Consider the following 25,907-nt stretch of genomic DNA (forward strand, 5'->3'; position numbering starts at 1 on the left):
GTGTTGGGGTGTTTGGGAGCCCTGTTGACACTCTCGGGGTACGGGGATACGGAGAGAGACATGACGGGAAGCGGAAACAAAAACAGCAACTCCCCGTCGTTGCCGGCTGGGGGTTGCTGATGTATGCTGCGGTCTCCTGTTTCTGTTAGCGTGAGGGAGGAGGATTAGAAACGTCTTTTCTTACGAGCGTCGCGTGCGGCGGCAGTCCGTTTCCATGGGCGGTCGCTGTCGCGTTCGTCTTTGCGGAAGGTGCGGTCCGAACGGTCTCCACCTCGGCGTCCACTGTCTTTGGAACCCCGTTTGCCTTTGTAGCCGTCATCGCTGCGCCGTCCGCCGTAACTGCGTTTGCCACCGCGTCCGCCTTCTTCTTTTTTGCCCTGTGCAGGTTCGACGGAGATGCGCCGTCCGTCTACTTCGAACCCGTTCATGCTGTCCATCACGCGCTGGGCTTCACCCTCTTCCACTTCGAAGAAAGAGAAGTTTTCGCGCAGGTCGATCTTGCCGATGCGCACCTTGCCCGGCACACATTTGTTGACCAGTTCGATCAGCTGGTTCGGATAGAGGCCGTCGGCCTTGCCGAAGTTGAGGAAGAAACGCGAATAGCCCTCTTCGGCCGCATGTGCACGGCGTTCGCCCCGTTCGCTGCGAGAGGAACGTTCGTCTACCTGCTGGATCTCGTCGGCATCCTTGTAGTAATCGATCATACGGTTGAATTCGAGCGAAACGACACGTTTGATGATGTCTTCCTTGTCCAGCCATTCCAACTTGCGGTAGATTTGGGGCATCAGGGAGGCGATCTCCTCCTCGTTCACCTTCACCTTTTCGATCTGGTCGACGAGGTTGAAAAGCTGCTTTTCGCAGATAGCATGTCCGGTAGGCATTTCGCCTTTCTCGAATTTTTTGTTGATGATCCTTTCGATCTCGCGGATTTTGCCTTTCTCCTTCACGTGGCAGATGGAGATGGAGATACCCGTCTTTCCCGCACGGCCCGTACGGCCACGGCGGTGCGTGTAGGATTCCACTTCATCGGGCAGGCCGTAGTTGATCACGTGTGTCAGATCGTCCACATCCAGGCCGCGGGCAGCCACATCGGTAGCAACTAAGAGTTGGATGTTTTTGACGCGGAACTTCTGCATCACGTAGTCGCGCTGCGCCTGGCTCAGTTCGCCGTGCAGCGAGTCGGCGTTGTAGCCGTCCTGTATCAGTTTGTCGGCGATCTCCTGCGTCTCTTTGCGGGTACGGCAGAAGACGATGCCGTAGATGTTCGGGTAGAAGTCGGCGATGCGTTTCAGAGCCAGGTACTTGTCGCGTGCCTGTACCATATAATAGATATCGCGGATGTTCTTGTTTCCTTCGTTCTTGTTGCCGATCACGATCTCCTTCGGATTCTTCATGTACTTCTTCGTGATGTTGGCGATCTCTTTCGGCATGGTGGCCGAGAAGAGCAGCATGTTGCGGTTCTCCGGCACTTCGGCGAGGATGGCGTTGATGCTGTCGGTGAACCCCATGTTCAGCATCTCGTCCGCCTCGTCCATGATGACGTTCTTCACCAGGCTGAGGTCTACCGTCTTGCGGTTCATCAGGTCCAGGAGGCGTCCCGGAGTGGCTACGACCACGTGCACGCCACGCTTCAGCGTCTTGATCTGGCTCTCGATGCTGGAACCTCCGTACACCGGGAGAACCTTCAGGTTGTCGATATACTTGGAGTAGTCGTTCAGGTCGTCGGCGATCTGTAAACATAGCTCACGAGTGGGACAGAGTACGAGTGCTTGGGGGTGGTATGTAGTCACATCGATTTTTTGCAGGATCGGAAGGCCGAAAGCGGCTGTCTTTCCCGTACCTGTTTGTGCTAATGCAATTACGTCGTTGTCATCTCCCAGTAGGAAAGGAATCACTTCCTCCTGTACCGGCATGGGCGATTCGTAGCCCATTTCTTGAATTGCCTTCAGTATTGGTGCGGCAACTCCTAATTCTTCAAATGTTTTCAAAATGTGATATATGTATATATAATAAATTCAGAGTGGGGACAAAGGTACGCAAATAATTTGGATACCGGTTAGTTTAGTATGATATCTTTTAATGTATCGCGCTCTTTTTCCGTGAGATGCAATCCTTTCGACAGATATTTGTCGGTCGAACCATATTCTTTCTTTATTTTATGGAAGGCCAGATCCAGCCATGTCTCGTTTGCACCGAGCAGCACGGTGATGGTTTCCTGGGCGTCCGTATTGAGGTTGCGTGCCATATAGGCAAGGCTGCGCAGGTCTATGTGGTTGTTGGAAGCCATATAGTCTTTCATGATCGTTTCTTCCGGCACATCGAGGGCTGTCAGCAGCATGGCCGTCAGGAAGCCGGCACGGTCTTTTCCCATCGAGCAGTTCACGAGGATCGGGTAGTTGTCCTTGTCGAGAAAGACTTTCAGGGCTTTGCCGAATTGTTCGCTGTTGTCCGTCACATAGCTGATATAGGTGTCCTGCATATACACGAGCCCGTCGCCTTTGCGTATGCGTCCTTCTTCCAGGCGTCGGGTGATCTGTTCTTTGCCTTTTACCGGGATCGGGATGGAGATGATGTTCGCCCCTGCATATTTTTCCGGAGCGAGGGCTATTTCGTCTTCTCCCCGTAGGTCGATGACAGTTTTGATCTTCAGGTTATCCAGCCGGATCGTGTCGTTGCGGCTAAGTGCCTTGAGCTCGCCTGAGCGGAATATCTTGCCCCAGCCGGTCATACGGTTCCCGTGTTCGCTGAAGTAGCCTCCTATGTCGCGCAGGTTCTGGACGCTGTCCATCTGTACCGAGCGGGCGCCGACAGTGCGGTAATATTTGTCGTTGAAAGACAGTAGGAAATATTTGCGGGTGATGTTGTCGTTCGTGATGTAGGTCACTCTCCCGTCATTGATGTCGGCATAGCTGCACGGTCGCGACATGTCGAAGGAGTTGGGGGTGTCGGATACATAAAGTTTCATCGTCCCGTCGGTATGGGGGTCTGTTTCCCATTTGATAATATAGTTGCCGATGTCGTCACGCAGGCATATGGCACGAATTTCAGGTGCTCTGCCGGAGCTGCATCCTGCCAATAAGGCCACACTGGTGAACAAGAAAAGAATCCGTTTCAATATCATACTTCTACTACTCATGCAAAGCAAAGATAGTGAAAAACACGTGTCTTTATACCCCTTTATCTTCCCGGTTAATGATATTTAAGACTGGGAGAGGTAGGAGGTTGCGAATTCTTTAGAAATGTAATTGTCGTAGCTGCGGCAAACCTCGGTTGCCAGATCGATCCCGCACCGGATGATATTCGCCCATGTCTCTTTCGGGAGGGTGGCGAGGTCACGGTGACGGACATTATTTTTTAACAGACCGTAGAGGATGCCAGCATTGAAGTTGTCGCCGGCTCCGATCGTACTGACCGGGCGGATGGAGGGCGAGTCGAAATGAAGGCGCAGGTCGCCGTGGTAGAGGTTCACGCCTCCGGCTCCGTGAGTGGTGATGAAACGGTCGCAGTAGAAACGGATATGGTCAGTGTAGACTTTTTCACTGTCGGCCTCCCCGAAGATATTGAGGAAGTCCTCGTCCGAGCCGCGTATGATATCGGCATATTCGAAGTTTTCGAGCAATGTCGGGGCGAGGTGTATCGCTTCATGGGCGTGCGCCTTGCGGAAATTCGGGTCGTAGTAGAGGATCGCCTTGCGCTGGCGTGCATAGTCGAGAAATTCCACCATCCGTTCCCTAAGCGCCGGGTTCAGTGAGTAATAGGAGCCGTAGATGAAGATGTCGTCTTCGTTGATCTCCGGCAGGGGCACGTCGAGGCGTTGCTTCGGATAATCCTTGTAGAAAGTGTAGTCGGCATTGCTGTCGTTGTCCAGGAACGCGAGCGAAATCGGGCTTTTGCCATCCGGGAAACGGTCGACGTAGCGGGTGGAAAGGTTGTTTTCCTTCATGAAGTCGCGTATGATGTCGCCGACATGGTCGTTTCCCACTTCGCTGATGAAAGAGACAGGTACACCCAGGCGTCCTAACGAGATGAGGCCGTTGAAGGTCGATCCGCCGGGCACTGCCGTATGGGGTCGGTTGTTCCTGAAGATGATGTCGAGAATGGTTTCCCCGATGCCGATTACCTTCCTCATGCTCTTTATTTGTTTACGGTTTTACACTGTTCGCGGCTTTTCGAACCCAGGTAACCGCCGTGATGCCGTTTGGCATAGTCGGGATAGCCGAAGTTGATGCGTTTCATGGTGCCGACTACCAACAGGTCGCCTATCACCGTCATGACCGTGGTCGATGTGGTGGGGGTGAGGCCTAAAGGACACACTTCTTTCGGCGCACCGGTCGGCAGGCAGATCGTCGCTTCGGCTGCCAGCGGGCTGTCGGGGTTGCCGGTGATAACGATAAACTGCATCTCCGGTACGAGACCGCGTGTCAGCTCCACCAGTTCGAGCAGTTCGCGTGTCTTGCCGGAGTTGGAGATGAGCAGCATAACATCGTTCTTGCGGACGATGCCGAGGTCGCCGTGTTGTGCTTCGCTGGGATGCAGGAAGTAGGCGGGCGTGCCGGTCGAACAGAAGGTGGTCGCGATGTTCATGGCGATCTGTCCTGCTTTTCCCATACCGCTGGTGATCAGATTCCCTCCGAGTTCGTGTACATGTTTCACAATGAGTGTCACAGCCTCTTCATAGCCGTCGGTTATCGGAATATTGCGTACTGCTTCAGCTTCCTGTTGCAGAATGGATGAGATTGCTTCGTTTATCATAGCCTTTAAAATGATTCTATATGGTGTTATGAACTTAACAAAGTGCAAAAGTATCTATTTTAATGATACCTGCACATGGAATGACCTATATTTTTGTACTTTTGTGCCTCCTAATGAATGGATCATGGAAAAAGATTACTTCTCACATATTTTACCGAACGGTTTGCGTATCGTACATCTTCCTTCTGCATCCCCGGTGTCGTATTGCGGGTTTGCCGTGAATGCCGGGACACGGGATGAGGAAATGGATGAATTTGGCTTGGCTCACTTTGTCGAACACATGATATTCAAGGGGACGGAAAAGCGTAAGTCCTGGCATATCCTGAATCGGATGGAGAATGTGGGAGGGGAGCTGAACGCCTATACCACAAAGGAGGAGACTTTCGTCTATTCTATTTTTATGGAAGAGCATTTCCGGAGGGCTTTCGAACTGCTGTCCGACCTGGTGTTCCATTCGCAGTTCCCGGAGCAGGAGATCGAGAAGGAGGTGGATGTGATCCTGGACGAAATCAATTCATACGAGGACAGCCCTTCGGAACTGATCTTCGATGAATTCGAGAATTTGCTGTTCGACGGACATGCGTTGGGACATAACATCTTGGGGGACGAGCAGTCGCTGCTCGGTTTCGGCAGCGAGTCCGGCAAGTCGTTTATGAGGCGGTTCTATGCCCCCGAAAATATGGTGTTCTTCTCGATGGGCCGGATTCCGTTCAAGAAGATCGTGCAGATGGCGGAAAGCACCCTGTCGGATATCGCTTTCCCGATGGCGGCACGTAACCGGACGGCACCCGGCGAGCTCCTTCCCGTCAGCCGCCAGATACACAAGGATACCCATCAGGCGCATGTGCTGATCGGGGGACGGGCATACAGCATGCACGATGAGAAACGCCTGCCGTTGTTCTTGCTGAATAACCTCTTGGGAGGGCCGGGCATGAACAACCGTTTGAATGTCTCTCTCCGGGAAAAGAACGGGCTTGTCTATAACGTCGAATCGAACGTGACTTCTTATACCGATACGGGGCTGGCAAGCATCTACTTCGGGACTGATCCGAAGAACAAGGAGAAGGCGATCAGGCTTGTTTACAAGGAACTGGCGAAGCTGCGTGAGGTGAAGCTGACCGCGACCCAGTTGGCGGCGGCCAAGAAGCAGGTGATCGGACAATTGGGCGTCTCCGGCGATAATCGGGAAGGCTTGTTTTTGGGGCTGGGTAAGAGCTTTCTCCATTATAACCGCTACGACACCCTGCCGGAAGTCTTCGCCAAGGTGGAGAAGCTGACCGCCGGAGAGATACGAGAGGTCGCCAACGAGATTTTTGCACCTGAACGGTTGTTCAGTCTGATCTACCAATAAGAAGCGTTTACCAGCATTCCGCCTTGTCCTTCAGTTCCGGCAGCTTGTTCTTGTCGAACACAGGGCTCTTGATCCCGCTACGTTTTTGAGCAATGTAATCGTGCAGCAGCAGGAAGGCCTGTTTGCTCAGCAACGAGATGGCGAACAGGTTGCAGATCGTCATGAAAGCCATCGTGATATCCGCCAGGCTCCAGGCGAGTTCCAGACTTGCTAGCGCCCCGAACATCACCATACCGCCGACCGCCAGACGGTAGATATAGAGCACGCTTTTTTTCGGTGTGATGAAACGAATGTTCGCTTCCCCGTAATAGTAGTTCCCGATAATGCTGCTGAAAGCGAACAGGAAGATCGCTACGGCAACGAATATCCCTCCGGCTTTTCCCACTTCGAGCGTCAGGGCATGCTGTGTCAGTTGTACCCCGTTTACCGAACCGTCCAACGGCGCCCCGCTGAACAGGATGATAAAAGCCGTGCAGGTACAGATCAGCAGGGTGTCGGTGAAAACACCCAGAGTCTGGATCAATCCCTGTTTGACCGGATGTGTGACGGATGCCGTGGCCGCTACGTTCGGAGCCGATCCCATACCTGCCTCGTTGCTGAACAGGCCGCGCTTGATCCCTTGCATCAGAGCGGCGCCGATCGTACCGCCTGCCGCCTGTTCCCATCCGAAAGCGCTGCTTACGATCAGTTTGATGACGGCCGGCAGTTCCGTTATATTGAACAGTACGATCCCCGAGGCGAGCGCCACGTATCCCAATGCCATTACGGGGACGATCACGCTGCTGACTTTGGCTATTCGCTGGATTCCTCCGAAGATAATGGCAAGTGTCAGTACGGTCAGTACCGCGCCTACGATCCTCGGATCGAAACCGAACGAGCCTTGCATGGCGGCGCAAATCGTGTTGCTTTGTACCGAGTTGAACGCGAAACCGAAGGTGACGGAGATCAAGATGGCGAACAGTATGCCCATCCAGTTCAGTCCCAATCCGTATCGCATATAGTAGGCGGGCCCCCCGATGAAGGATTCTTTTCCTTTCCGTTTATAAAGCTGTGCGAGTGTAGATTCGACGAAAGCGCTGGCCGAACCTAACAGGGCGATGATCCACATCCAGAACACTGCTCCCGGACCTCCTACGGCGACGGCTGTGGCTACTCCCGCCAGGTTGCCTGTCCCGACACGGCGAATGCCTGGAAGGATGAGATGTGCTTTTCACCTTCATGGGCTTTGTTGGCGGAGTCACCGAGCACACGTATCATCTCCCGGAACATACGGAACTGGACGAAACGGGTTTTGAAAGTGAACCGGAAGGCGCATCCTAACAGCATGATAATTAAAACATACGACCATAGGAGGTCGTTAATCCCGCTGATCCAGTTGTTCAGTATTTCCATTTGGCAGTTTATCGTCTTGATAATTACGTGAATATTGAGATGCAAACCTAAAGAAAATATTCTGTATGGACAAGAATATTAAATTTTGCACACACAAATAAATATTTTCGTATCTTTGAAAGATTATTAACTAAGGTGTGAAATTATGAAGGCAATAGAACCGAGTCTGGTCAAAGACAATTTTATAGAGATCATCGGAAAAGAGTGGATGCTGGTAAGCGCCGGCGACAAGGACAAGTTCAACATGATGACGGCGAGTTGGGGGGGCGTAGGCTTCCTGTGGAACAAGCCGGTAGTGTTCGTCTTTATCCGTCCGGAACGTTATACCCGCGAGTTTGTCGATGCGAAGGGAGCTTTCACGCTGTCCTTTTTAGGAGAAGAGCATAAGACTGCCCATAAGATTTGCGGGGCGAAATCGGGACGGGATATCGACAAGGTGGCAGCGACAGGTTTGACGCCTTATTTTACCGATCTGGGTAATCCTTGTTTCGAGGAATCGCGCCTGACGCTCGAATGCAAAACCCTTTACGTGACTAAGATGGATAAGGATCATTTTGTTGATCCTGCCTTATACGAGAAATGGTACAGCGCAATGGCAGGGAATCCGCATAACGTCTATGTGGCGGAAATCTTAAATGCTTGGGAGAGATGATCTCCCGTTCGTATGGATATCCGGATTGATTAGTTTGATTTGCTTCAGATAAACCATGGTTCTCTATTTTCAATTAAATTGTCTTTCTCTTGTCATATCTTTGCAATATGTATGCTTTTCCTTTGCCCGCGGAAAATAAAAAGAGTATACTTATAGACACAATAAATAACACTGCTTCGTTTTTTATAATAACTGATTTACGTGTTTAGGCTTTATGTCTCAGGGATGAGGGGTAAAGCTTGTTTTTGTGTGTTGCATTTGGCACTTGTCATGCTTCGATGAGCGACAGGAGGACACCTGTGTCAAAAAGTTGGACGTTTGGGCGTCAAAAAATTGGACGGTTGGCGGGAGGTGTTTTTGAAATGCTTTTGATAGTCTGAATGTTACATTTCTGGCACGTCGTTTGCTTTCTTTCTGTCATGATGAATGCACAGATAACGATCAAACGAGGTTTGTCTCTTTTTCTTCTCGTCTTCCTGGCTTCGCCGGGAAACCTGCGGGCGCAGTCCGGCTGGACGGTGGACGACTGCATGCGCTATGCCGTCGAACAGAACTACCGCGTGCGGAACAGTCGCCTGGATACACGGATTGCCGGGGAAGACCTTGCTGCCGCCTATGGTGATTTCCTGCCCTCAGTAAGTGCTACCGGCGCATTGGGCAAACGTTTGGGGCGTTCGGTGGACTCGAAAACGAACCTCTATACTTCCTCTTCCTTTTTAGAGAGCACGATGGGGCTGAATGTCTCGCTTCCGGTGTTCGACGGCTTTACGCGCGTCAACCGGTTGCAGTTCCGCAAACTGAACAAGCAGATCGGCGGCCTCACGGAGCAGATCGAGGAGAACCGGATTGCCTTCGAGGTGATGGATGCTTTCTATCGCCTCTGCTTCGATAAGAAGATGTACGAGCTTGCTGTCGAGCAGCGGAAGTTGAGCGAACGCTATCACGAGCAGATGCTCGAATATGTGGATCTTGGCATGCGTTCCCCTTCTGATTTGCAGGAGGTGAAGGCGCGCCTGCAATCTGATATTTACCAGGAGACGGTGAAGGCGAACGGTTGCCGCCTCTCATTACTTGCCCTGAAGGAATTGCTGAATATGCAGGATACCGATACGCTGGCGATCTCTCCCGGCGGGGAGGGCGAACTTCCCGTGCTTCCTGTACTGGAATCCAACGAGATCTATGCCGCCTCCGAAACATCCCTGCCGGAATTCCGGGCTATGGAACTGAGGGAGAAAGCTTCCCGCAAGTCACTGGCAATAGCGTCCGGGGCTTTTTCTCCTTCCATCAGGGCGGAATTCAGCCTCTATTCCGGTTACTACGACACGGAACGGGATGACCTGGGCGAGATCATCCCGATCAAAGACCAGTTGAAGAATAACATGAACAAATATATCGGCGTGAGCGTCTCGCTGCCTCTGTTCAGCGGACTTTCCCGCCTGACAGATGTCCGGAAGGAACGTTTCCGCCTGCAAAGGATACGGAACGAGAACGAGCAGCAACGCCTCAGCCTCTACAAGGAAATAGACGACGCCTGCCTTTCACTCCGGGCTGCCGCCGAGGAACACCGTCAGGCGGTCGAACAACTTCGCACTTCCACCGTCACGCTGAAAGAGAGCGAGGAGAAATGGGAGGAGGGGATGATCTCCGTGTTCGAACTGATGGAGAAGCGGAACCTCTATATACTGGCCAAGGCAGAACTGTCGCGCACCCGTTTGCAGTATGAGTTGAAAAGCCGCACGGTAGACTTCTACCGCACAGGCTCATTTTTAGGAACCGAATAAATACAACAAGAATGGCAATCAATAGCATGGACACCCGTATTGAGCGGAAGTCCCGGTTTAAGAAGAAACACATCTATTCCTTGATAGGAATTGCCGTCGGGCTGCTTTGCCTGCTTTGGCTTCTTTTTCGTGATACTTCCTCTTCCCTGAAAGTGGAGAAAGAACGCATTACGATCGCTACCGTGCAGAAAGGAGAGTTCAACGACTACATCCGGGTTATCGGGCAGGTACTGCCGGATCGTATCATCTATCTTGACGCCATCGAGGGTGGGCGCGTCGAAGAACGCCTGATCGAGGAAGGGGCGCAGGTGCGGGCGGGCGACGTGATCCTCCGCCTCAGTAACCCGCTCCTGAACATCGGCATCCTGCAAAGCGAAGCCGACTTGGCCTATCAGGAAAACGAACTTCGCAACACCCGTCTCAACATGGAGCAGGAACATCTCCGGCTGAAACAGGACCGTATCGGCCTGAGTAAGGAATTGGTGCAGAAGGAACGCCGTTTCAGGCAATACGAACGCCTGTATAAGAAGAACCTGCTGGCCTGCGAAGATTACTTGCAGGCTGAGGAAGATTATGAGGCTGCTCTCGGACAGTTGGCCGTTGTGGACGAACGGATCGAGCAGGACGACCTGTTCCGCAGCAGCCAGCTACAGAGCCTGGATGAGAACATCCGGAATATGAAGAAGAGCCTTGCCTTGGTTCGCGGGCGGCTGGAAAACCTGAAAGTGAAGGCTCCCGTCGACGGGCAGTTAGGAAACCTGGAGGCCCAGATCGGCCAGTCCATCGCCCAGGGCGAACGTATCGGCCAGGTGATCACGCCCGAACTGAAGGTGGAAGCCAAGATCGACGAGCACTATGTGGAACGTGTCATGCCCGGTCTCCCTGCGAGCTTCGAACGTGAAGGAAAGAAGTACGATATGGAGGTGACGAAAGTCTATCCCGAAGTGCGGGAAGGACAGTTTCGCACCGACCTGCATTTTGTCTCCGGCCGGCCGGAGAATATCCGTGCCGGGCAAACCTACCACCTGAACCTGCAACTGGGCGATCCCGTGCAGGCGGTGATCGTCCCACGTGGTAGCTTCTACCAAGCAAGCGGCGGCGAGTACATGTATGTGGTGGATGAAGAAGGAAAGACAGCTCGCCGCCGCCCTGTCCGTATCGGCCGTCAGAACCCGCAGTATTACGAGGTTGTGGAAGGGTTGCAACCGGGAGAGAAGGTGATTATTTCCGGATATGACTTGTTTGGTGAGAATGAACGATTAATTTTACGCTGATGGAATATTGGTCTCAAGTAATCAAAAGCCAACGGGCGCGGAAGTCTCTTTCCACCCTGAATGTGTTCGGTCTTTCCGTTTGTGTTGGCGCGGCGCTGCTGATTATGCTCTATGTACGGTTCGAATTGAGTTTCGATTCGTTCCACGACGGGGATCGCATCTACCGTGTGGAGAGCCGTCTTTATGAAGGGGCAACCTTGACGGATAATTGGGCGACGACTTCTTTCGGGCATGCTCCCGCCATGTATCGCGAGATTCCGGGCATAGAGCAGTATGTACGTGTGACGGCACAAGATCGCGGACAAGAGGTGACGTTCGGTGACCGGCAGTTTATCGAAGAACAGTACTGTTATACCGAACCGGCTTTTTTCGATCTCTTCAATTTCCCGATCCTCAAGGGGGAGAAGGGTGGACAGTTGGTCCGTCCGAATACGATGGTGATTACCGAAAGTGCTGCACGTCGTTATTTTGCCGGTGGTGATCCTATCGGCAAAGTGCTGACTTTCCGTACATCTTCGTCCGAACAGCATTTCGAGGTGACGGGCGTGATTGCCGATATGCCTTATAATTCGCATCTGCATTATGACTTCCTGTTGTCTTATTCGACTATTCCGGAGGCAAGGCGCGATATTTGGTATATCCACGGTGTCTATACGTATGTCCGGCTTGAACCGGGAAAGAAACCGGGCGATATTGAAGCGGCTTTCCATTCCATCTCTGAAAAATATAAGACGGCGGCATTGAAACATAAGGACTGGAGGGTTGAACTGGTTCGTTTGCGGGATATTCATCTGACTCCCCGTAAGTCTTATGAGAAAGAGGCGAAAGGTAGTCGTATGGCTGTACGTATCCTTTCGGTGATGGTAGTCGCCCTTTTACTGATCGGCTGGGTGAACGCGCTGAACCTGACGGTTGCCCGTTATCTGGAACGTGGCAGGGAGTTTGGTATTCGCAAGGCGTTCGGGGCTTCCCGCCGGCAGGTGATCCTGCAAGGATTGCTGGAAGCAGGGTTGTTGAACTTGTCGGCTTTGATCTTGGCTCTCGGGTGGGTCGAGGTACTGTTGCCTTTTGTCTGCCGTTGGGTAGGATTGGATTTTGCTGTCGGCGCGTTCCGTTTGCCGGAATTCTGGAGTATGGCGGCAGCGTGTTTTATAGGGGGAACTTTGTTTACCGGACTGTATCCTTCATTCCTGCTGACACGCATCCGTCCAGCGGATATCATGCGAGGAAAATTACTGCATGGCCGTAAGGGAAACCGGATGCGGAAGATGTTGATTGTGGCTCAGTTTCTTGCTTCTTTCGTTCTGGTTTCCGGTACGTTGGTGGTGATCGGACAGGTTCGTTATATGCAGCAGGAGACTTCTTCCGCTTCTTCGAACCGGGTACTGGTGGTGAAATATCCGGCTTTTACCGATGATATGTCCGTCAAAATGGAGAGTTTCAAGAAACGGTTGGGACAGATACCTTATGTTGTCCGTGTCTCTATTTCCGGTGCTGTGCCGGGCGTTGAGGTGGCGAACTACTTTACCAATCGTCCTTACGGCAGCGATCCATCCGAAGTGAAGCTGATACAGATGTTTGCTGTCGATTATGATTATCTGGCGCTTTATTCGCCGGAAATGCTTTGTGGACGTGGTTTCTCGGAAGCATACGGCAATGAACGGAATAAGGTCGTCCTGAACGAAGAGGCGGTGCGTCTGCTTGGTTATCCTTCTCCGGAAGAGGCGTTAGGAAAGCAGTTGGAGATGGAAGTGCTGGAAGATCCACTCGAAGTTGTCGGGGTTGTGAAAAATTATCATCAGCAGTCGCTTGCGGAACCGTATAAGCCGATCCTCTTTTTCCTGAAAGAGCGGGTCCCGTTTATTGCGACTCCTTATATATCCGTCAAGATGGATGGCTCGGTCAATTCTGACCGCTTGGCTGAAGTGGAACAAATGTACCGGACTTATTTTCCGTCCGCCCTTTTTTCTTATTTCTATCTCGATGATTATCAGGATAGCTTGTATAAGTCGGATCGCAATTTCGGTTGGATTTTTGCCAGTGCGTCATTATTGGCAGTCTTTGTGGCCTGTTTGGGATTATGGGTCGTGACGCTTTTTTCTACTCTGGCACGAGTGAAAGAGGTTGGGATACGGAAGGTTTTGGGAGCCGGTAAAATAAGTCTTTTTGTTGTTTTGACACGTGAACTGCTACTTCTTACGGTGCTGGCCACTGTATTGGGACTTCCTGTTTCTGTGGTTTTGATGAACGGATGGCTGGAGAGTTATGCTTTTCATATCGTGTTGCCTTGGTGGGTGTACGGAGTCGCATTTGTGTTGTTGATGTGTATCGCTTTCTTGACGGTAGTCAGACAGGTGTGGCGTGTGGTTCGGTTGAAGCCGATGCGTATTCTCAGGAACGAATGATTTAAATAAATATAATATGATTAAAACAGAGAATCTGTCTATGGTCTTCACCACCGAGGAGGTGCAGACGAAAGCATTGAACGAGGTGAACATCGAGGTCAAACAGGGTGAGTTTGTGGCCATTATGGGGCCTTCTGGCTGTGGCAAGTCGACCTTATTGAATATCTTGGGAACGCTTGATTCGCCGACTTCCGGCAAATATTTCTTTAACGGCAAGGAGATAGACAATATGGGAGAGAGCCAGTTGACGGCTTTCCGTAAAGGGAATATCGGTTTCGTATTCCAGAGTTTCAACCTGATAGACGAGCTGACAGTCTTCGAGAATGTGGAACTGCCGTTGGTTTATCTTGGCTGCCGGAAGTCCGAACGCAAGCGGAAGGTGATGGAAGTCCTCGACCGGATGAATATCGCCCATCGTGCCGGACATTTTCCGCAGCAGCTATCCGGCGGACAACAGCAACGTGTGGCGATAGCGCGCGCCGTGGTGACGGATTGTCCGCTGATCCTTGCCGACGAACCGACGGGAAACCTGGATTCGACAAACGGGGCGGAGGTGATGGAATTACTTCGAGAACTGAACGGGCAGGGGACGACGATCGTCATGGTCACGCACTCGGAACGGGATGCCAGCTTCGCACACCGGATTATCCATCTTTTGGACGGCCGGGTCGTTTCCTGAATATTCATCTTTGAAAATCTTCATCATAATGATAGTAACAAACTATTGGAACTGTGCGTGGCGCAGCCTTACTAAAAAGAAAGGTTTCAGTGTCGTCAATATAGTCGGTCTGGCGATCGGCATGGCGGCAGCCTTGCTGATCCTGACCTATGTGGCTTTCGAATACAGCTACGACGATATGCACAGCCGGCAGGATCGTATCTTCAGGGTTGAAGCCCGGTTTTATGAGAACGGGGAGCTGACGGATGATTGGGCCAGTTCGTCTGCCGGCTATGCTACGGCTATGAAGCAAAACATGAGTGCTGTCGAGGCTTATACACGTGTTGGAAGCCAGTATTATCCGGAGCAGGTCGTGAAATACAACGAACTGCTATATCGGGAGACAGGTATAGGCTATGCGGAAGCTAACTTTTTCGATTTCTTTGACTTCAAACTCTTGAAGGGAAATAAAGAAAGTTGTCTGGACGGACCGAACAAGGTAGTTATCACCGAACGTATTGCCCGGAAATATTTCAAGGGAGCGGACCCGATCGGGAAAATCCTGATCTTCCGAAGCAATATAGGAGAGGAAGCTTGCGAAGTGACGGGTATAATGGAAGATATGCCGATCAATACGCATATTCGCTATAATCTGCTGATCTCCTACAAGACGCTCCCGAAGTGGATGGATGAATATTGGTATCGCCACGAAGTCTATTCGTATGTCTTGCTGAAGTCGGCGAACCTGAAAACGCAGGTGGAAGAGGATTTTCCAGTAATGGCGGAGAAGTATAAGACGGAAGAGGCATTGAAGAATAAAACTTGGGCGATCCAGTTGACGAACCTCCGCGATATCCATCTGAATCCGCAGAAAGCTTATGAGCCGGAGGTGAAGGGGAATCGTTCTTCTATCTGGGTGTTGATCTGTACGGCACTTGCTATCCTTTGTATTGCTTGGATCAATTATATCAATATGACGGTAGCCCGTTCGATGGAACGAGCCAAAGAGATCGGTATACGTCGGGCTTCGGGGGCAAGCCGGAGGCAGGTTATTTCACAGTTCCTTTTCGAATCGTTGGTGACGAATAGTATTGCTTTTATCCTGGCTATCGGGCTGATGGAGGCGTTGATGCCTTCTTTCAATAACCAGACGGGACGGGATCTGAGTTTTTCCGTCTGGTTTACGACTTCACTGGGGTGGTATCTGTTGCTGATCTTTGCTGTCGGTGTGTTTCTGTCCGGCTTTTACCCGGCGACGGTTTTGTCCGGCATCAAGCCGATCCGGATGTTGAAAGGAAAGTTTACCCATACGCATGGGGCGACGGTCACCCGCAAGGTTTTGGTGGTGTTGCAATACACGGCTTCTCTGGTGTTGCTTTGCGGGACGTTGATCGTGTATGCGCAACTTCAATATATGCGGAATGCTTCTTTGGGGGTACGGGTGGACCAGACGCTGGTTCTTAAGTTCCCGGCGCAATGCGAGGAACTGGCTATGAAGTTGGAGGCATTTAAGAAAGAGGTGGCGTTATTGCCCTCCGTCAGGGCGGTGACGGTTTCTGGTGCAGTTCCCGGAACGGAGGTAACCGATTTCCTGTCCATCGTCCGCGAAAGTGATGTGACGAAGCAGACGCGCCTGTTGGAGATGTTGAACTGCGATGAGTTTTTTCTGGAAGCTTATGATCTGAAGTTCGTTTCCGGCCGTGGTTTTTCCGAAGATTACGGGGGAGATGTTTATAAGATCGTCCTGAACGAATCGGCTGTCCGTACGTTGGGATTCGAATCGTCCGATGCCGCTTTGGGGCAACGCTTGTCTGTCGAAACCGTCGATCAGCCGATGCAGATTATCGGGGTCGTGAAGGATTATCATCAACAATCGCTTAACAAAGATTTTACGCCGATCTTGTTTGCCCTGCATGAGAAATTGAGCTGGATGAAACAACGTTATATCTCTGTCGTTATGGAGAACGGTAACCCGCGTGATCTCGTGAAACAGGTCGAAGGAGCGTGGGAACGTTATTTCCCGGATTCCAGCTATGATTATTTCTTTCTCGACCAGTTTTTTGATCAGCAATACCGACAGGATGAAGTGTTTGGGTTGATTGTGGCGCTTTTTGCGATATTGGCGATCTTTATCTCTTGTATGGGATTGGCTGTTCTGGTTATGTTTTCTTGTTCGACTCGTATCCGGGAGATGGGAATCCGGAAGGTTCTGGGAGCTTCCCGGAGGCAGCTTTTCTTTGAATTGGGGCGAGAGTTCTTCCTGTTGATTGCTATTGCTGTTGTCATCGCCCTTCCGCTTTCGGGCTGGATCATGGGGGATTGGCTGAATCATTATTCGTTCCGCACGGACTGGAAAGCGTGGTTCTTCCTCGTTCCGGTCGTTTTATTGTGTGTGATCTCCTTGCTGACCATCGGTTGGCAAACCGCCAAAACCATCTTTAGCAAACCGGCCCGGTCTTTGCGTTACGAATAAAATACAAATGTACGCTATTTACTCATCTGACGGCGATAGCGTACATTTAATTTATTATTATATCAAGGACAATTGCATCAAAGTAGCTTTACTTTGGGGCCGTGGACAAAATCTGCAGCGGTTGTTCGATAGGTTTAGATAAATCATTCTATTGGGGCAAACGGCAGTTCCGTATCTTTTCTGTAGCCTGTTCCGTTGAAGGTGGCGATCAGGTCGCCGGTTTCATTGGTGATCCGCACTTCACAGTTGGCGAGCCGCTTGTGGCTGAATGCTTCACGAGCTTCGGCATAAAGGAACCCTTTGCTTTCGGCTTTGAAGAAGTTAATGCTGGATGTAATAGAAAGTGTCAGGCGTGCATGACTGTTTGTTGCTGCTGCAAAAGCCAGATCAGCTAAAGTGAAGATAGCGCCGCCTTGGCATACGCCACCGCCGTTGAGGTGTTCCGGCTTTATTTCCATACGGGCTTTGGCATAACCGTTGCCCGTTTCCAAAAGTTCGACACCAGCCAATAAGGCGAACTTGTCGCCTTGAAGAAATTCGTTTATTGTCATGATTATAAAAAATAATGTGCCAATGATAAGAATGAGTGAAGCAGTAAATCATCATTTATGCTTCCTTTCTGTCAAATATCGAACGCTCGTCTTACTTGCTTAACTTCCATTCGGCTCCGTCTTTCGTATCTTTGATATCGAAGCCGATGGCTGTCAGTTCGTTTCGGATCTTGTCCGATGTAGCCCAGTCTTTATTGGCTTTTGCCTGTTGGCGGATGGTCAGCAGCAAATCCATTGCTTTGCCGAATGCCTCGTTGTTGTTGCTTCCGCCCGAAGCTGCTTCATCTTTTATTCCGAGAATATCGAAAACGAAGGTATGGAATACATCCTGTAGCTCTTTCAGGTCTTCGGCCGAGATCGTAGCCTTGCCATCCTTTACGGAGTTGATCGCGCGGGCTGCGTCAAACAGATGGGCGATTACAATCGGCGAGTTCAGGTCGTCGTTCATCGCATCGTAGCATTTGCGGCGCAAATCCTTCACATCTACAGTTGAAACGTCGGAGGCTTTCAGCTTCATCAAATGATTATAAGCGTCCATCAGACGTTCCAACCCCTTTTCAGCTGCTTGCAGGGCTTCGTTGCTGAAGTCTACCGTGCTGCGGTAGTGAGCTTGGAGGATGAAGAAGCGGATGGTCATAGGCGAATATGCCTGGCTCAGCACCTTGTTGTCACCAGTAAAAAATTCCTCCAGCGTGATGAAGTTGCCCAATGACTTGCCCATCTTCTGCCCGTTAATGGTAATCATATTGTTGTGCATCCAGTAGTGAACCATATCTTCTCCCTGTGAAGCAACAGCCTGTGCAATCTCGCATTCGTGATGTGGGAAGATCAGATCCATGCCGCCACCGTGGATATCGAAATGTTCGCCCAGATACTTTTTACCCATAGCCGTACATTCGCAGTGCCATCCGGGGAAACCGTCGCTCCACGGAGAAGGCCAGCGCATGATATGTTCCGGTTGCGCGCATTTCCAGAGAGCGAAGTCGATCGGATTACGTTTTTCATCCTGTCCGTCCAGTGCGCGGGTAGTATTCAGCATATCGTCGATGTTGCGTCCGGAAAGAACACCGTAATTATGATCCTTGTTGTATTTCTCCACGTCGAAGTAAACGGAACCTTCGCTTTCGTAAGCATATCCGTTATCCAGTATTTTCTTTACCAGTTCGATCTGCTCGATGATATGGCCGGACGCATGCGGTTCGATGCTGGGCGGTAGAACGTTGAGCGCTTCCATAGCGTGATGGTAACGGTTCAGGTAATACTGCACCACTTCCATCGGCTCGAGTTGTTCGAGACGGGCTTTCTTGGCAATCTTGTCTTCACCATCGTCAGCATCATGTTCCAGGTGGCCGACATCTGTTATGTTGCGTACATAGCGTACCTTGTATCCTATATGAGTCAAATAACGGAACAGCAGGTCGAAAGTGATAGCCGGCCGTGCGTGGCCCAGGTGGGCGTCACCGTAAACCGTAGGACCGCAAACGTACATACCCACATGCGGTTCGTGCAGTGGGATGAACTGTTCCTTTTTTCTTGTGAGTGTGTTATAAATGCTTATTGGATGTTCCATATCTATTTATATTTAAGAGGGGCAAACTTACAATAAAATCGGATAATTTTGAGTAAGTTTGCCCCTAAATAATTGAAAATATAATCAACGAAAGATGTAAGCCATGAAACTAAATTCTGTTTTGACACTTTTATTTATCGCTTTGTTTACGGCATGTAAAGGCGGCGCGTATGACCTGTCCGGATATGGTCTGAAACCGGATACCGGGGAAAATGCTTCTCCGTTGATTGCGAAAGCTCTTCAAGAGATTGCGGCGGAAGTGAACTTCGATACGGTCCGGATACTGTTGCCGAAGGGACGTTATGATTTCTATCCCGAAGGTGCTTCCAAACGTGAATACTTCATTTCCAACCATGACCAGGATAATCCGAAACTGGTGGGACTGGCTTTTGAAAATATGAAGAATGTGATATTTGACGGACAAGGTTCCGAACTTGTTTTCCATGGGCGGATGCTTCCGGTTTCTTTGGTCGGTTCGGAGAACTGTACATTGAAGAACTTTAGTATCGATTTTGCGAATCCACATATCAGCCAAGTGAAAGTGTTGGAGAACGACACGGTCGGAGGCTTGATCACCTACGAGGTCGCTCCCTGGGTGGAGTACGAAATACGCGATAGCAACTTTGTCGCTAAAGGGGAAGGTTGGGAACATGTCCCTGCCTGGGGCATCGCTTTTGAAGGAGATACAAAGCGACTGGTCTATACCACCAGCGATATTAGTGTGGGCAGCAAGCATGTCGCAGAGATTGCTTCCCGCAAGATTCTTGCGCCTTGGAAGAACAAGAAACTGATACCGGGAACGGTCGTTGTGTTCCGTGGATACGGTCGTCCGACTCCGGGTGTATTTATGTATCATGATACGAATACGACACTCGAAAATATACAGGTTCATTATGCTGAAGGAATGGGGCTGCTGGCCCAGATGAGTGAAAATATCACGTTGGATAAATTCTCGGTCTGCCTGCGTGGCAAGGACGATCCACGTTATTTCACGACACAGGCCGATGCGACTCATTTCTCCGGCTGTAAGGGATTGATCCGTTCGGTCGGTGGTCTGTATGAAGGTATGATGGATGATGCCATCAATGTGCATGGAACCTATCTGAAGGTGCAAAAGCGAATAGACGACAAGACGTTGGTTGGCGAATATATGCACGGGCAGTCCTACGGTTTCGAATGGGGGCGTCCGGGCGATGCCGTCCAGTTCATCGAGTCCAAAACGATGGAGGTTTTAGGTGAACAGAACAAGGTGGCTGCGATTGAAACAGCCGACAAGCCTGACGGCCATGGTGTAAAACAGTTCCGCATTACGTTTGAGAAACCTGTCGATCCCGCCATTAGTGAGGTTGGTACTTACGGTATCGAGAATCTGGAATGGACGCCGGAGGTTTATTTTGCCGATAATGTGATCCGTAATAACCGTGCCCGTGGTTCCCTGTTCAGTACTCCGAAGAAGACTGTGGTCGAGAAGAACGTTTTTGATCACACATCCGGTACGGCAATCCTACTGTGCGGCGACTGCAACGGGTGGTTCGAGACGGGTGCCTGCCATGACGTACAGATCCGGAATAACAAGTTTATCAATGCTTTGACAAATCAGTTCCAATTTACGAACGCCGTTATTTCTATATATCCGGAGATACCTGATTTGAAAAGTCAGAAGAGATATTTTCATAGCGGAATCGTGATCGAGGACAACGAGTTCGAAACCTTTGATATGCCGATCCTGTATGCAAAATCTGTGGACGGCCTAGTCTTCCGCAATAATGTGATTAGACAAAATCATGATTATCCGGCTTTCCATTGGAACAACCATCGTTTCTTCTTCCAGCGCGTTGTTAATGTCGAGATCAAGGATAACCGGTTCGACGGAGGGTTTGATGAGGAGAAAGATATAAGGTCTGAGGAATAAAAACGTATAGGCAAGATTAAAAAAGGATTAAGGGGTGTGTAAGATACGGACATATTGATTTCAATGTAATTTGTATCTGACACACTCCTTTTCAATTATACTCAATGATCCGTCCAATCTCCACTTTCCTTTATCAACTGGACTAATCGTTCTACAGCTTCTTCTTCGGGGATATTTTTCAGGACGCATTCTTTACCTTTATATAGGCTGATCCGGTTCTTTCCGGCGCCGACATAGCCATAATCAGCATCTGCCATTTCGCCGGGACCGTTCACGATACACCCCATGATACCTATTTTCAAGCCTTTCAGATGAGAAGTGGCTTTCTTGATACGGGCGATTGTTGTTTGCAAGTCGTATAAGGTACGTCCGCAACTTGGGCAGGAGATATATTCCGTCTTGCTGATGCGGGTACGGGTTGCTTGCAGGATGCCGAACATACAACTGTCCGTTACCATCGTTTCGCACCCTTCGTTGTGCAGCATGATCCCGTCGCCGAAGCCATCTAACAGCAAAGTTCCGAAGTCGACGGCCGCTTTCAGTTGCAACGCTTCAATATCTGTCTCTCTATAGTCGCGATGCAGGATGACCGGCACATCACAACCGGCTGCCAGCAAGTGATGCATGGCGGCACGTTCGGCAGCGATACCGTTCCGGTGATGTGTGCTCAGGATGACAATTACGGACTTATCCTGCTTCAGCACTTCGATCACGCGGTCGGTCAGATCTCGGTAGGTAAGGCGGATAAATTTCAAGGGAACGGAATAGTCTTTTAACTCGTCTATTTCCGATGCGATAAAAAAAGGATAGGCGTTCGGACGTTCTTTCCAGAAGTGGGCGTCTACCAAAAGACGAAAGTTGTCCGGCAGGTTCTCCGGATCTTCCTTGCCTATGTATATATAGTCCGGCTGTGACGCATGATCAAACTCAAAATCACCGTTGCTACGATCAGAAATGACAACCGGCGGGAAATTTCCCCCGATTCTTTCCGCCACCCGGCTGTGACGACGATCGGCTGTAACCGGATCATAACCGGGGGCAGGTGAGGCCTCTACAGGTTCATGTCCTTCGCGTTCGAGTATGTAGTCAACCAGCTTACGGGCAACAGGGATTTCAGCTTCCGGATCTTCGCTCAAAGAGACGCGGATCGTGTCGCCGATGCCATCGGACAATAGGGCCCCGATTCCGACAGCGCTTTTGATGCGTCCATCTTCGCCATCGCCAGCTTCCGTCACACCGAGATGCAACGGGTAGTACATATCTTCGGCTTCCATTGTTCGGACTAATAGGCGGACGGTTTTCACCATTACAACCGTGTTCGAGGCTTTAATGGAGATTACGACGTCGGGAAAATTCTCATCCCGGCAAATACGCAGGAATTCCATGCATGAGGCAACCATGCCTTCTGGAGTGTCGCCGTACCGGCTCATAATTCGGTCGGACAGCGAACCGTGGTTTACGCCAATACGAATGGCGGTTCCGTGTGCTTTGCAGATGTTAAGGAATGGTATGAAGCGGTCGCGTATCTTCTGTAACTCTGCGGCATATTCCTCGTCGGTGTATTCCTGCAGATCGAACGTCTTTACCTTGTCCACATAATTTCCGGGGTTGATACGTACTTTTTCCACCTCTTCGGCAGCAGCATCGGCCGCGCGTGGGTTAAAATGGATGTCGGCGACTAACGGAGTCGTATATCCGGCTTCGCTAAGTTGTTTACGGATTACACCTAAATTACGGGCTTCACGTTCTCCTTGGGCGGTGAAACGTACATATTCTGCACCGGCTTCGATCATTCGGATCGCCTGGCAGACAGCCGCATCAGTATCCATAGTGGAGACGTTTGCCATCGACTGGATGCGAATCGGATTATCGCCCCCTAACGGAGTATTTCCTATGTTGACAATAGACGATTTGCGACGACGATAGTTAAAAAAATCTTCCATCTTTTTTAGTTGAAAGGTGAAAGTTGAAAGGTGAGAGTTGAAAGGTGAGAGTCAACAAGGGAGGCAAGCGGTATCGAATACTTTGCATTTTTGTTGACTTTCAACTCTCACCTTTCAACTAATTCATTTTATATTTGAAAGAAACCTTAGCCAGTTCTTCATTCGCTTTTACGATTTTCTTTTTAAGGTCTTCCTTATAAGCGGCAAGCTTATCCTGGAGTTGTTCGTCTCCGACGGCGAGCATTTGGACTGCCAGTATACCGGCATTCAAAGCACCGTTGATACCGACGGTGGCAACCGGGATTCCCGGAGGCATCTGTACGATGGCTAGCAAGGCATCCATACCGTCGAGCGTCGAATTGATAGGCACTCCAATCACAGGGACTGTTGTCATTGAAGCGATCACTCCACACAGATGGGCAGCCATGCCGGCAGCCGCAATAATCACTTTGATACCGCGCCCTTTGGCTCCTTTGGCGAATGCTTCCACTTCGGCTGGTGTACGATGGGCAGACAGGGCATGCATTTCGAATGGAATCTCCATTTCGTCAAGCAGTTTGGCCGCTTTTTCCATTACGGGCAGATCCGAAGTACTGCCCATGATAATACTGACTACAGGTGTCATTTCGCAATCATTTGTTCGTATTCGGCGGCAGACATCAGTTCATCCAGTTCAGAGGGATCTGAAACAGATATCTTGATTAACCATCCGTTGCCATATACATCTTCATTCACCAGTTCAGGTTTGTCATCCAACTCGGCATTCGCTTCGATCACTTCACCACTTACCGGCATGAATAGGTCTGAAACGGTCTTTACTGCTTCGATTGTACCAAAAACTTCTTCTTTGGCAACAACTTCGCCTTCTGTCGTGATGTCAACGAAAACGATTTCACCCAGTTCGCCCTGAGCATAATCTGTAATACCAACGTAAGCGACATCGCCATCTACACGGATCCATTCGTGATCCTTTGTGTACTTTAAATCTGCAGGGAAATTCATAATTTTAGTGTTTTTATTAGATGAATAAATAGATATAACTCAAGAATGAGGCTACAAAGGTACATATAAATCCGAGACAAAACCCGGCATATACCTGCATAGGAGTATGTCTTTTCAGAAAGATACGCGAAGTACCGACCAATCCTGCTATTAGGATTACGATGATAAAGGCCCAGTAAGGGTTTATCAAATGGATTCGGGCTACTCCCATAATACCACCTAGCAATCCACCTGTCCCGATCGCATGGGCACTGATCTTCCAGAAAAAGTTGATAAGTAGTGCCAGGATTAACGCCACGCAGGCGCCCAGTAACAAGGAGATGAACCAGAACGGCAGCATCATTTTATACATATAGAAAGCGCAGACCATGATTGATGTGATAAAGATCAGATACGGAACCACGCGTTCATGTCTGTCCGATAGCTCCATATCGACCGCCGCCCCGTTTTTTACCATCATAAAGATAAATGCTCCGGGGATAACCGCCGTAGACAGGAATGCTCCGCCTGCGAGCAACAGTTTCATTGCTGGCGGATAAATTGCCAGATATGTGAAGGTGAGAGCCAGCACAACTCCATACGTCACCATCAGCAACGGATGGAACATGCCGGATATGATATTTGAAAATAACCTCATAGCGCTTCAAATTTATATTTCTTTTCTGAGACGTGCAACCGGAATACCCAATTGTTCGCGGTATTTGGCTACCGTACGGCGTGCGATGATATATCCTTTTTCTTTTAGGATGGAGGCCAGTTCTTCATCGGTAAGTGGTTTGCGCTTGTCTTCGCCGTCGATATGTTCTTTCATGATCTTTTTCACCTCTCGGGTGGAAATTTCTTCACCGCTGTCGGTTTGCATCGATTCGGAGAAGAAGTATTTGAGCGGATAAATACCGAAATTTGTCTGTACGTACTTGCTGTTGCTCACACGTGAGATCGTCGATATGTCATATCCGGCCCGTTCCGCTACATCTTTAAGGATCATAGGCCGTAAAGTCGCTTCATCACCGGTGAGGAAGAAGTCGCGCTGCAAAAGGATGATTGTTTCCATCGTACGCTGCAAAGTCTCTTGACGCTGCTTGATGGCATCGATGAACCATTGGGCGGAATCGAGTTTCTGCTTCACAAACTGGACGGCCTCCTTCATCTGGGTCGTCTGGTTCGCTTTGTTGCCGGCATAATCCTGAAACATTTCCGCATATTCACGGTTGATGCGCATGTCGGGAATTCCCCGGTTGTTCATGCTTAGGATCAGTTCGCCGTTGACTGCTTCCACCACAAAATCGGGAATGATCTGGCTCAAAGCTGTTTCCATAGAACCTCCCCAACTGGCGCAGGGTTTAGGGTCGAGGGTTGTGATTTCACGGATGGCCCTTTTTAGGGCGGTTTCGTCGATATCCAGTCCTTTTATGATCTTGTCGTAATGCTTGCGGGTGAACTCTTCAAAAAAATCGGTTAACATCAAGGTGGCCAACCTCGTCTCAGATGTTTTTTCCCGGCGGGCCAACTGGAGCAGAAGGCATTCCTGAAGATTACGGGCACTGACTCCTGCCGGATCAAAGTCCTGTATGATTGCAAGAACTGTCTCTATTTCTTTTTCCGTCACATCCTGTCCTGCCTGAAACACCAAGTCATCGGCTATGGCGGACAGGTCACGGCGTAGATAACCGTCATCATCTATATTTCCGATGATATATTCAGCGATCTTCACCTGCTTCTCCGGCAGATCCCGCAGTCCGAGTTGTTGGAGCAGATATTCGTTCAAGGATTCGCTGACCGAGAAAGGAACGTCCTCTTTCTTTTCCGCCCGCTCGTTCAGTTCACGAAGTTTGTAATCGGGTATGTCGTCCTCACTCATGTAGTCACCGAGTGAAAGGTCGGTATCTGTCTCGCTTTCTCCTTCCATCTCGTTAGCTGCCAACTCCTCACCACCTTCGTCAGTACGGTCAAAGTCATCCGCAATTTCCTTTCCTTCTTCCAAAGCGGGATTGTCTTCCAGTTCATGCTTTATGCGTTCTTCCAGCTCTATGGCGGGGAGTTCCAGAAGCCGGATCAACTGAATCTGCTGCGGAGAGAGTTTTTGCTGTAACTTTTGTTGTAACTGTTGCTTCAACATAATCAAATTCAATAATGAAAGGACAATCACCAGACCGTCCAATGTTAGAACATGCAAATATAACTTTTTACA

19 protein-coding genes and 1 pseudogene are annotated in these 25,907 nt (G+C 50.1%); 8 read left to right on the plus strand and 12 right to left on the minus strand.

The window, feature by feature from the left end; genetic code table 11:
• Positions 1-164: 164 nt before the first annotated feature.
• The 4 genes from BHV83_RS03470 to BHV83_RS03485 all read right to left on the minus strand — a co-directional run bounded on the left by BHV83_RS03470 (position 165) and on the right by BHV83_RS03485 (position 4,752).
• The gene (locus BHV83_RS03470; protein WP_005645027.1) at positions 165-1,931 is read right to left on the minus strand and encodes a DEAD/DEAH box helicase; all 1,767 of its coding nucleotides are present in this window, start codon (positions 1,929-1,931) and stop codon (positions 165-167) included.
• 125 nt (positions 1,932-2,056) lie between these two features.
• Entirely contained in the window at positions 2,057-3,121 is a 1,065-nt protein-coding gene (locus BHV83_RS03475) for a tyrosine-protein phosphatase (protein ID WP_005645025.1), read from the minus strand.
• Between the two features lie 78 nt (positions 3,122-3,199).
• Positions 3,200-4,129, minus strand: a complete 930-nt coding sequence (locus BHV83_RS03480; protein WP_005645023.1) for a carbohydrate kinase family protein — start codon at positions 4,127-4,129, stop codon at positions 3,200-3,202.
• A 5-nt stretch (positions 4,130-4,134) separates the two neighbouring features.
• Complete coding sequence (locus tag BHV83_RS03485) at positions 4,135-4,752, minus strand: SIS domain-containing protein (RefSeq protein WP_005633581.1); 618 nt, start codon at positions 4,750-4,752, stop codon at positions 4,135-4,137.
• Positions 4,753-4,876: 124 nt separating this feature from the next.
• Here BHV83_RS03485 and BHV83_RS03490 point away from each other — a divergent pair, with 124 nt between their 5' ends.
• Complete coding sequence (locus BHV83_RS03490) at positions 4,877-6,103, plus strand: M16 family metallopeptidase (RefSeq protein WP_036658216.1); 1,227 nt, start codon at positions 4,877-4,879, stop codon at positions 6,101-6,103.
• A gap of 7 nt (positions 6,104-6,110) precedes the next feature.
• Here BHV83_RS03490 and BHV83_RS03495 read toward each other — a convergent pair.
• Positions 6,111-7,495, minus strand: a pseudogene (locus tag BHV83_RS03495) (alanine/glycine:cation symporter family protein).
• Between the two features lie 145 nt (positions 7,496-7,640).
• Here BHV83_RS03495 and BHV83_RS03500 point away from each other — a divergent pair.
• From BHV83_RS03500 to BHV83_RS03525, 6 genes are all read left to right on the plus strand, one after another.
• A complete protein-coding gene (locus BHV83_RS03500; RefSeq protein WP_005633574.1) occupies positions 7,641-8,147 on the plus strand; it encodes a flavin reductase family protein in 507 nt (168 codons plus the stop codon).
• Positions 8,148-8,569: 422 nt separating this feature from the next.
• Positions 8,570-9,928: a TolC family protein gene (locus BHV83_RS03505; RefSeq protein ID WP_286756309.1), complete on the plus strand. Its 1,359-nt coding sequence runs from the start codon at positions 8,570-8,572 to the stop codon at positions 9,926-9,928.
• A gap of 26 nt (positions 9,929-9,954) precedes the next feature.
• Positions 9,955-11,202, plus strand: a complete 1,248-nt coding sequence (locus BHV83_RS03510) for an efflux RND transporter periplasmic adaptor subunit (RefSeq protein ID WP_182387874.1) — start codon at positions 9,955-9,957, stop codon at positions 11,200-11,202.
• A complete protein-coding gene (locus tag BHV83_RS03515) occupies positions 11,202-13,607 on the plus strand; it encodes an ABC transporter permease (RefSeq protein WP_122205645.1) in 2,406 nt (801 codons plus the stop codon). Before BHV83_RS03510 ends, BHV83_RS03515 begins: the two co-directional genes overlap by 1 nt.
• Positions 13,608-13,623: 16 nt before the next feature.
• A complete protein-coding gene (locus tag BHV83_RS03520) occupies positions 13,624-14,286 on the plus strand; it encodes an ABC transporter ATP-binding protein (protein ID WP_122204063.1) in 663 nt (220 codons plus the stop codon).
• Between the two features lie 28 nt (positions 14,287-14,314).
• Positions 14,315-16,738 carry an ABC transporter permease gene (locus BHV83_RS03525; protein ID WP_286756312.1) on the plus strand — a complete coding sequence of 808 codons (2,424 nt, stop codon included), beginning with the start codon at positions 14,315-14,317 and terminating at the stop codon, positions 16,736-16,738.
• 143 nt (positions 16,739-16,881) lie between these two features.
• On the opposite strand, the gene BHV83_RS03530 is transcribed toward BHV83_RS03525, so the two are convergent.
• Positions 16,882-17,289 carry a PaaI family thioesterase gene (locus tag BHV83_RS03530; protein ID WP_005633563.1) on the minus strand — a complete coding sequence of 136 codons (408 nt, stop codon included), beginning with the start codon at positions 17,287-17,289 and terminating at the stop codon, positions 16,882-16,884.
• 91 nt (positions 17,290-17,380) lie between these two features.
• Positions 17,381-18,859: a cysteine--tRNA ligase gene (gene cysS, locus BHV83_RS03535; RefSeq protein WP_005633562.1), complete on the minus strand. Its 1,479-nt coding sequence runs from the start codon at positions 18,857-18,859 to the stop codon at positions 17,381-17,383.
• 103 nt (positions 18,860-18,962) lie between these two features.
• On the opposite strand from cysS, the gene BHV83_RS03540 reads away from it, so the two are divergent.
• Positions 18,963-20,771, plus strand: coding sequence for an alpha-1,3-galactosidase-related protein (locus BHV83_RS03540; protein ID WP_122205643.1), 1,809 nt, complete (start codon positions 18,963-18,965; stop codon positions 20,769-20,771).
• 101 nt (positions 20,772-20,872) lie between these two features.
• Here BHV83_RS03540 and BHV83_RS03545 read toward each other — a convergent pair whose 3' ends face one another.
• The 5 genes from BHV83_RS03545 to rpoN form a co-directional block, all read right to left on the minus strand.
• On the minus strand, positions 20,873-22,714 hold the full coding sequence (locus BHV83_RS03545; RefSeq protein WP_005633558.1) for a 4-hydroxy-3-methylbut-2-en-1-yl diphosphate synthase: 1,842 nt from the start codon (positions 22,712-22,714) through the stop codon (positions 20,873-20,875).
• Between the two features lie 118 nt (positions 22,715-22,832).
• A complete protein-coding gene (gene purE / locus BHV83_RS03550; protein WP_005633555.1) occupies positions 22,833-23,339 on the minus strand; it encodes a 5-(carboxyamino)imidazole ribonucleotide mutase in 507 nt (168 codons plus the stop codon).
• The gene (gene gcvH, locus BHV83_RS03555) at positions 23,336-23,716 is read right to left on the minus strand and encodes a glycine cleavage system protein GcvH (RefSeq protein WP_005633553.1); all 381 of its coding nucleotides are present in this window, start codon (positions 23,714-23,716) and stop codon (positions 23,336-23,338) included. The genes purE and gcvH overlap by 4 nt, the downstream gene beginning before the upstream one ends.
• 16 nt (positions 23,717-23,732) lie before the next feature.
• The gene (locus BHV83_RS03560) at positions 23,733-24,353 is read right to left on the minus strand and encodes a phosphatase PAP2 family protein (protein ID WP_022322855.1); all 621 of its coding nucleotides are present in this window, start codon (positions 24,351-24,353) and stop codon (positions 23,733-23,735) included.
• A 12-nt stretch (positions 24,354-24,365) separates the two neighbouring features.
• Positions 24,366-25,835 (minus strand): RNA polymerase factor sigma-54, encoded by a 1,470-nt coding sequence (gene rpoN, locus BHV83_RS03565; RefSeq protein WP_122205685.1) that lies wholly within the window; start codon positions 25,833-25,835, stop codon positions 24,366-24,368.
• Positions 25,836-25,907 lie beyond the last annotated feature (72 nt).

It is taken from the genome of Parabacteroides sp. merdae-related_45_40, from assembly GCF_001915675.1.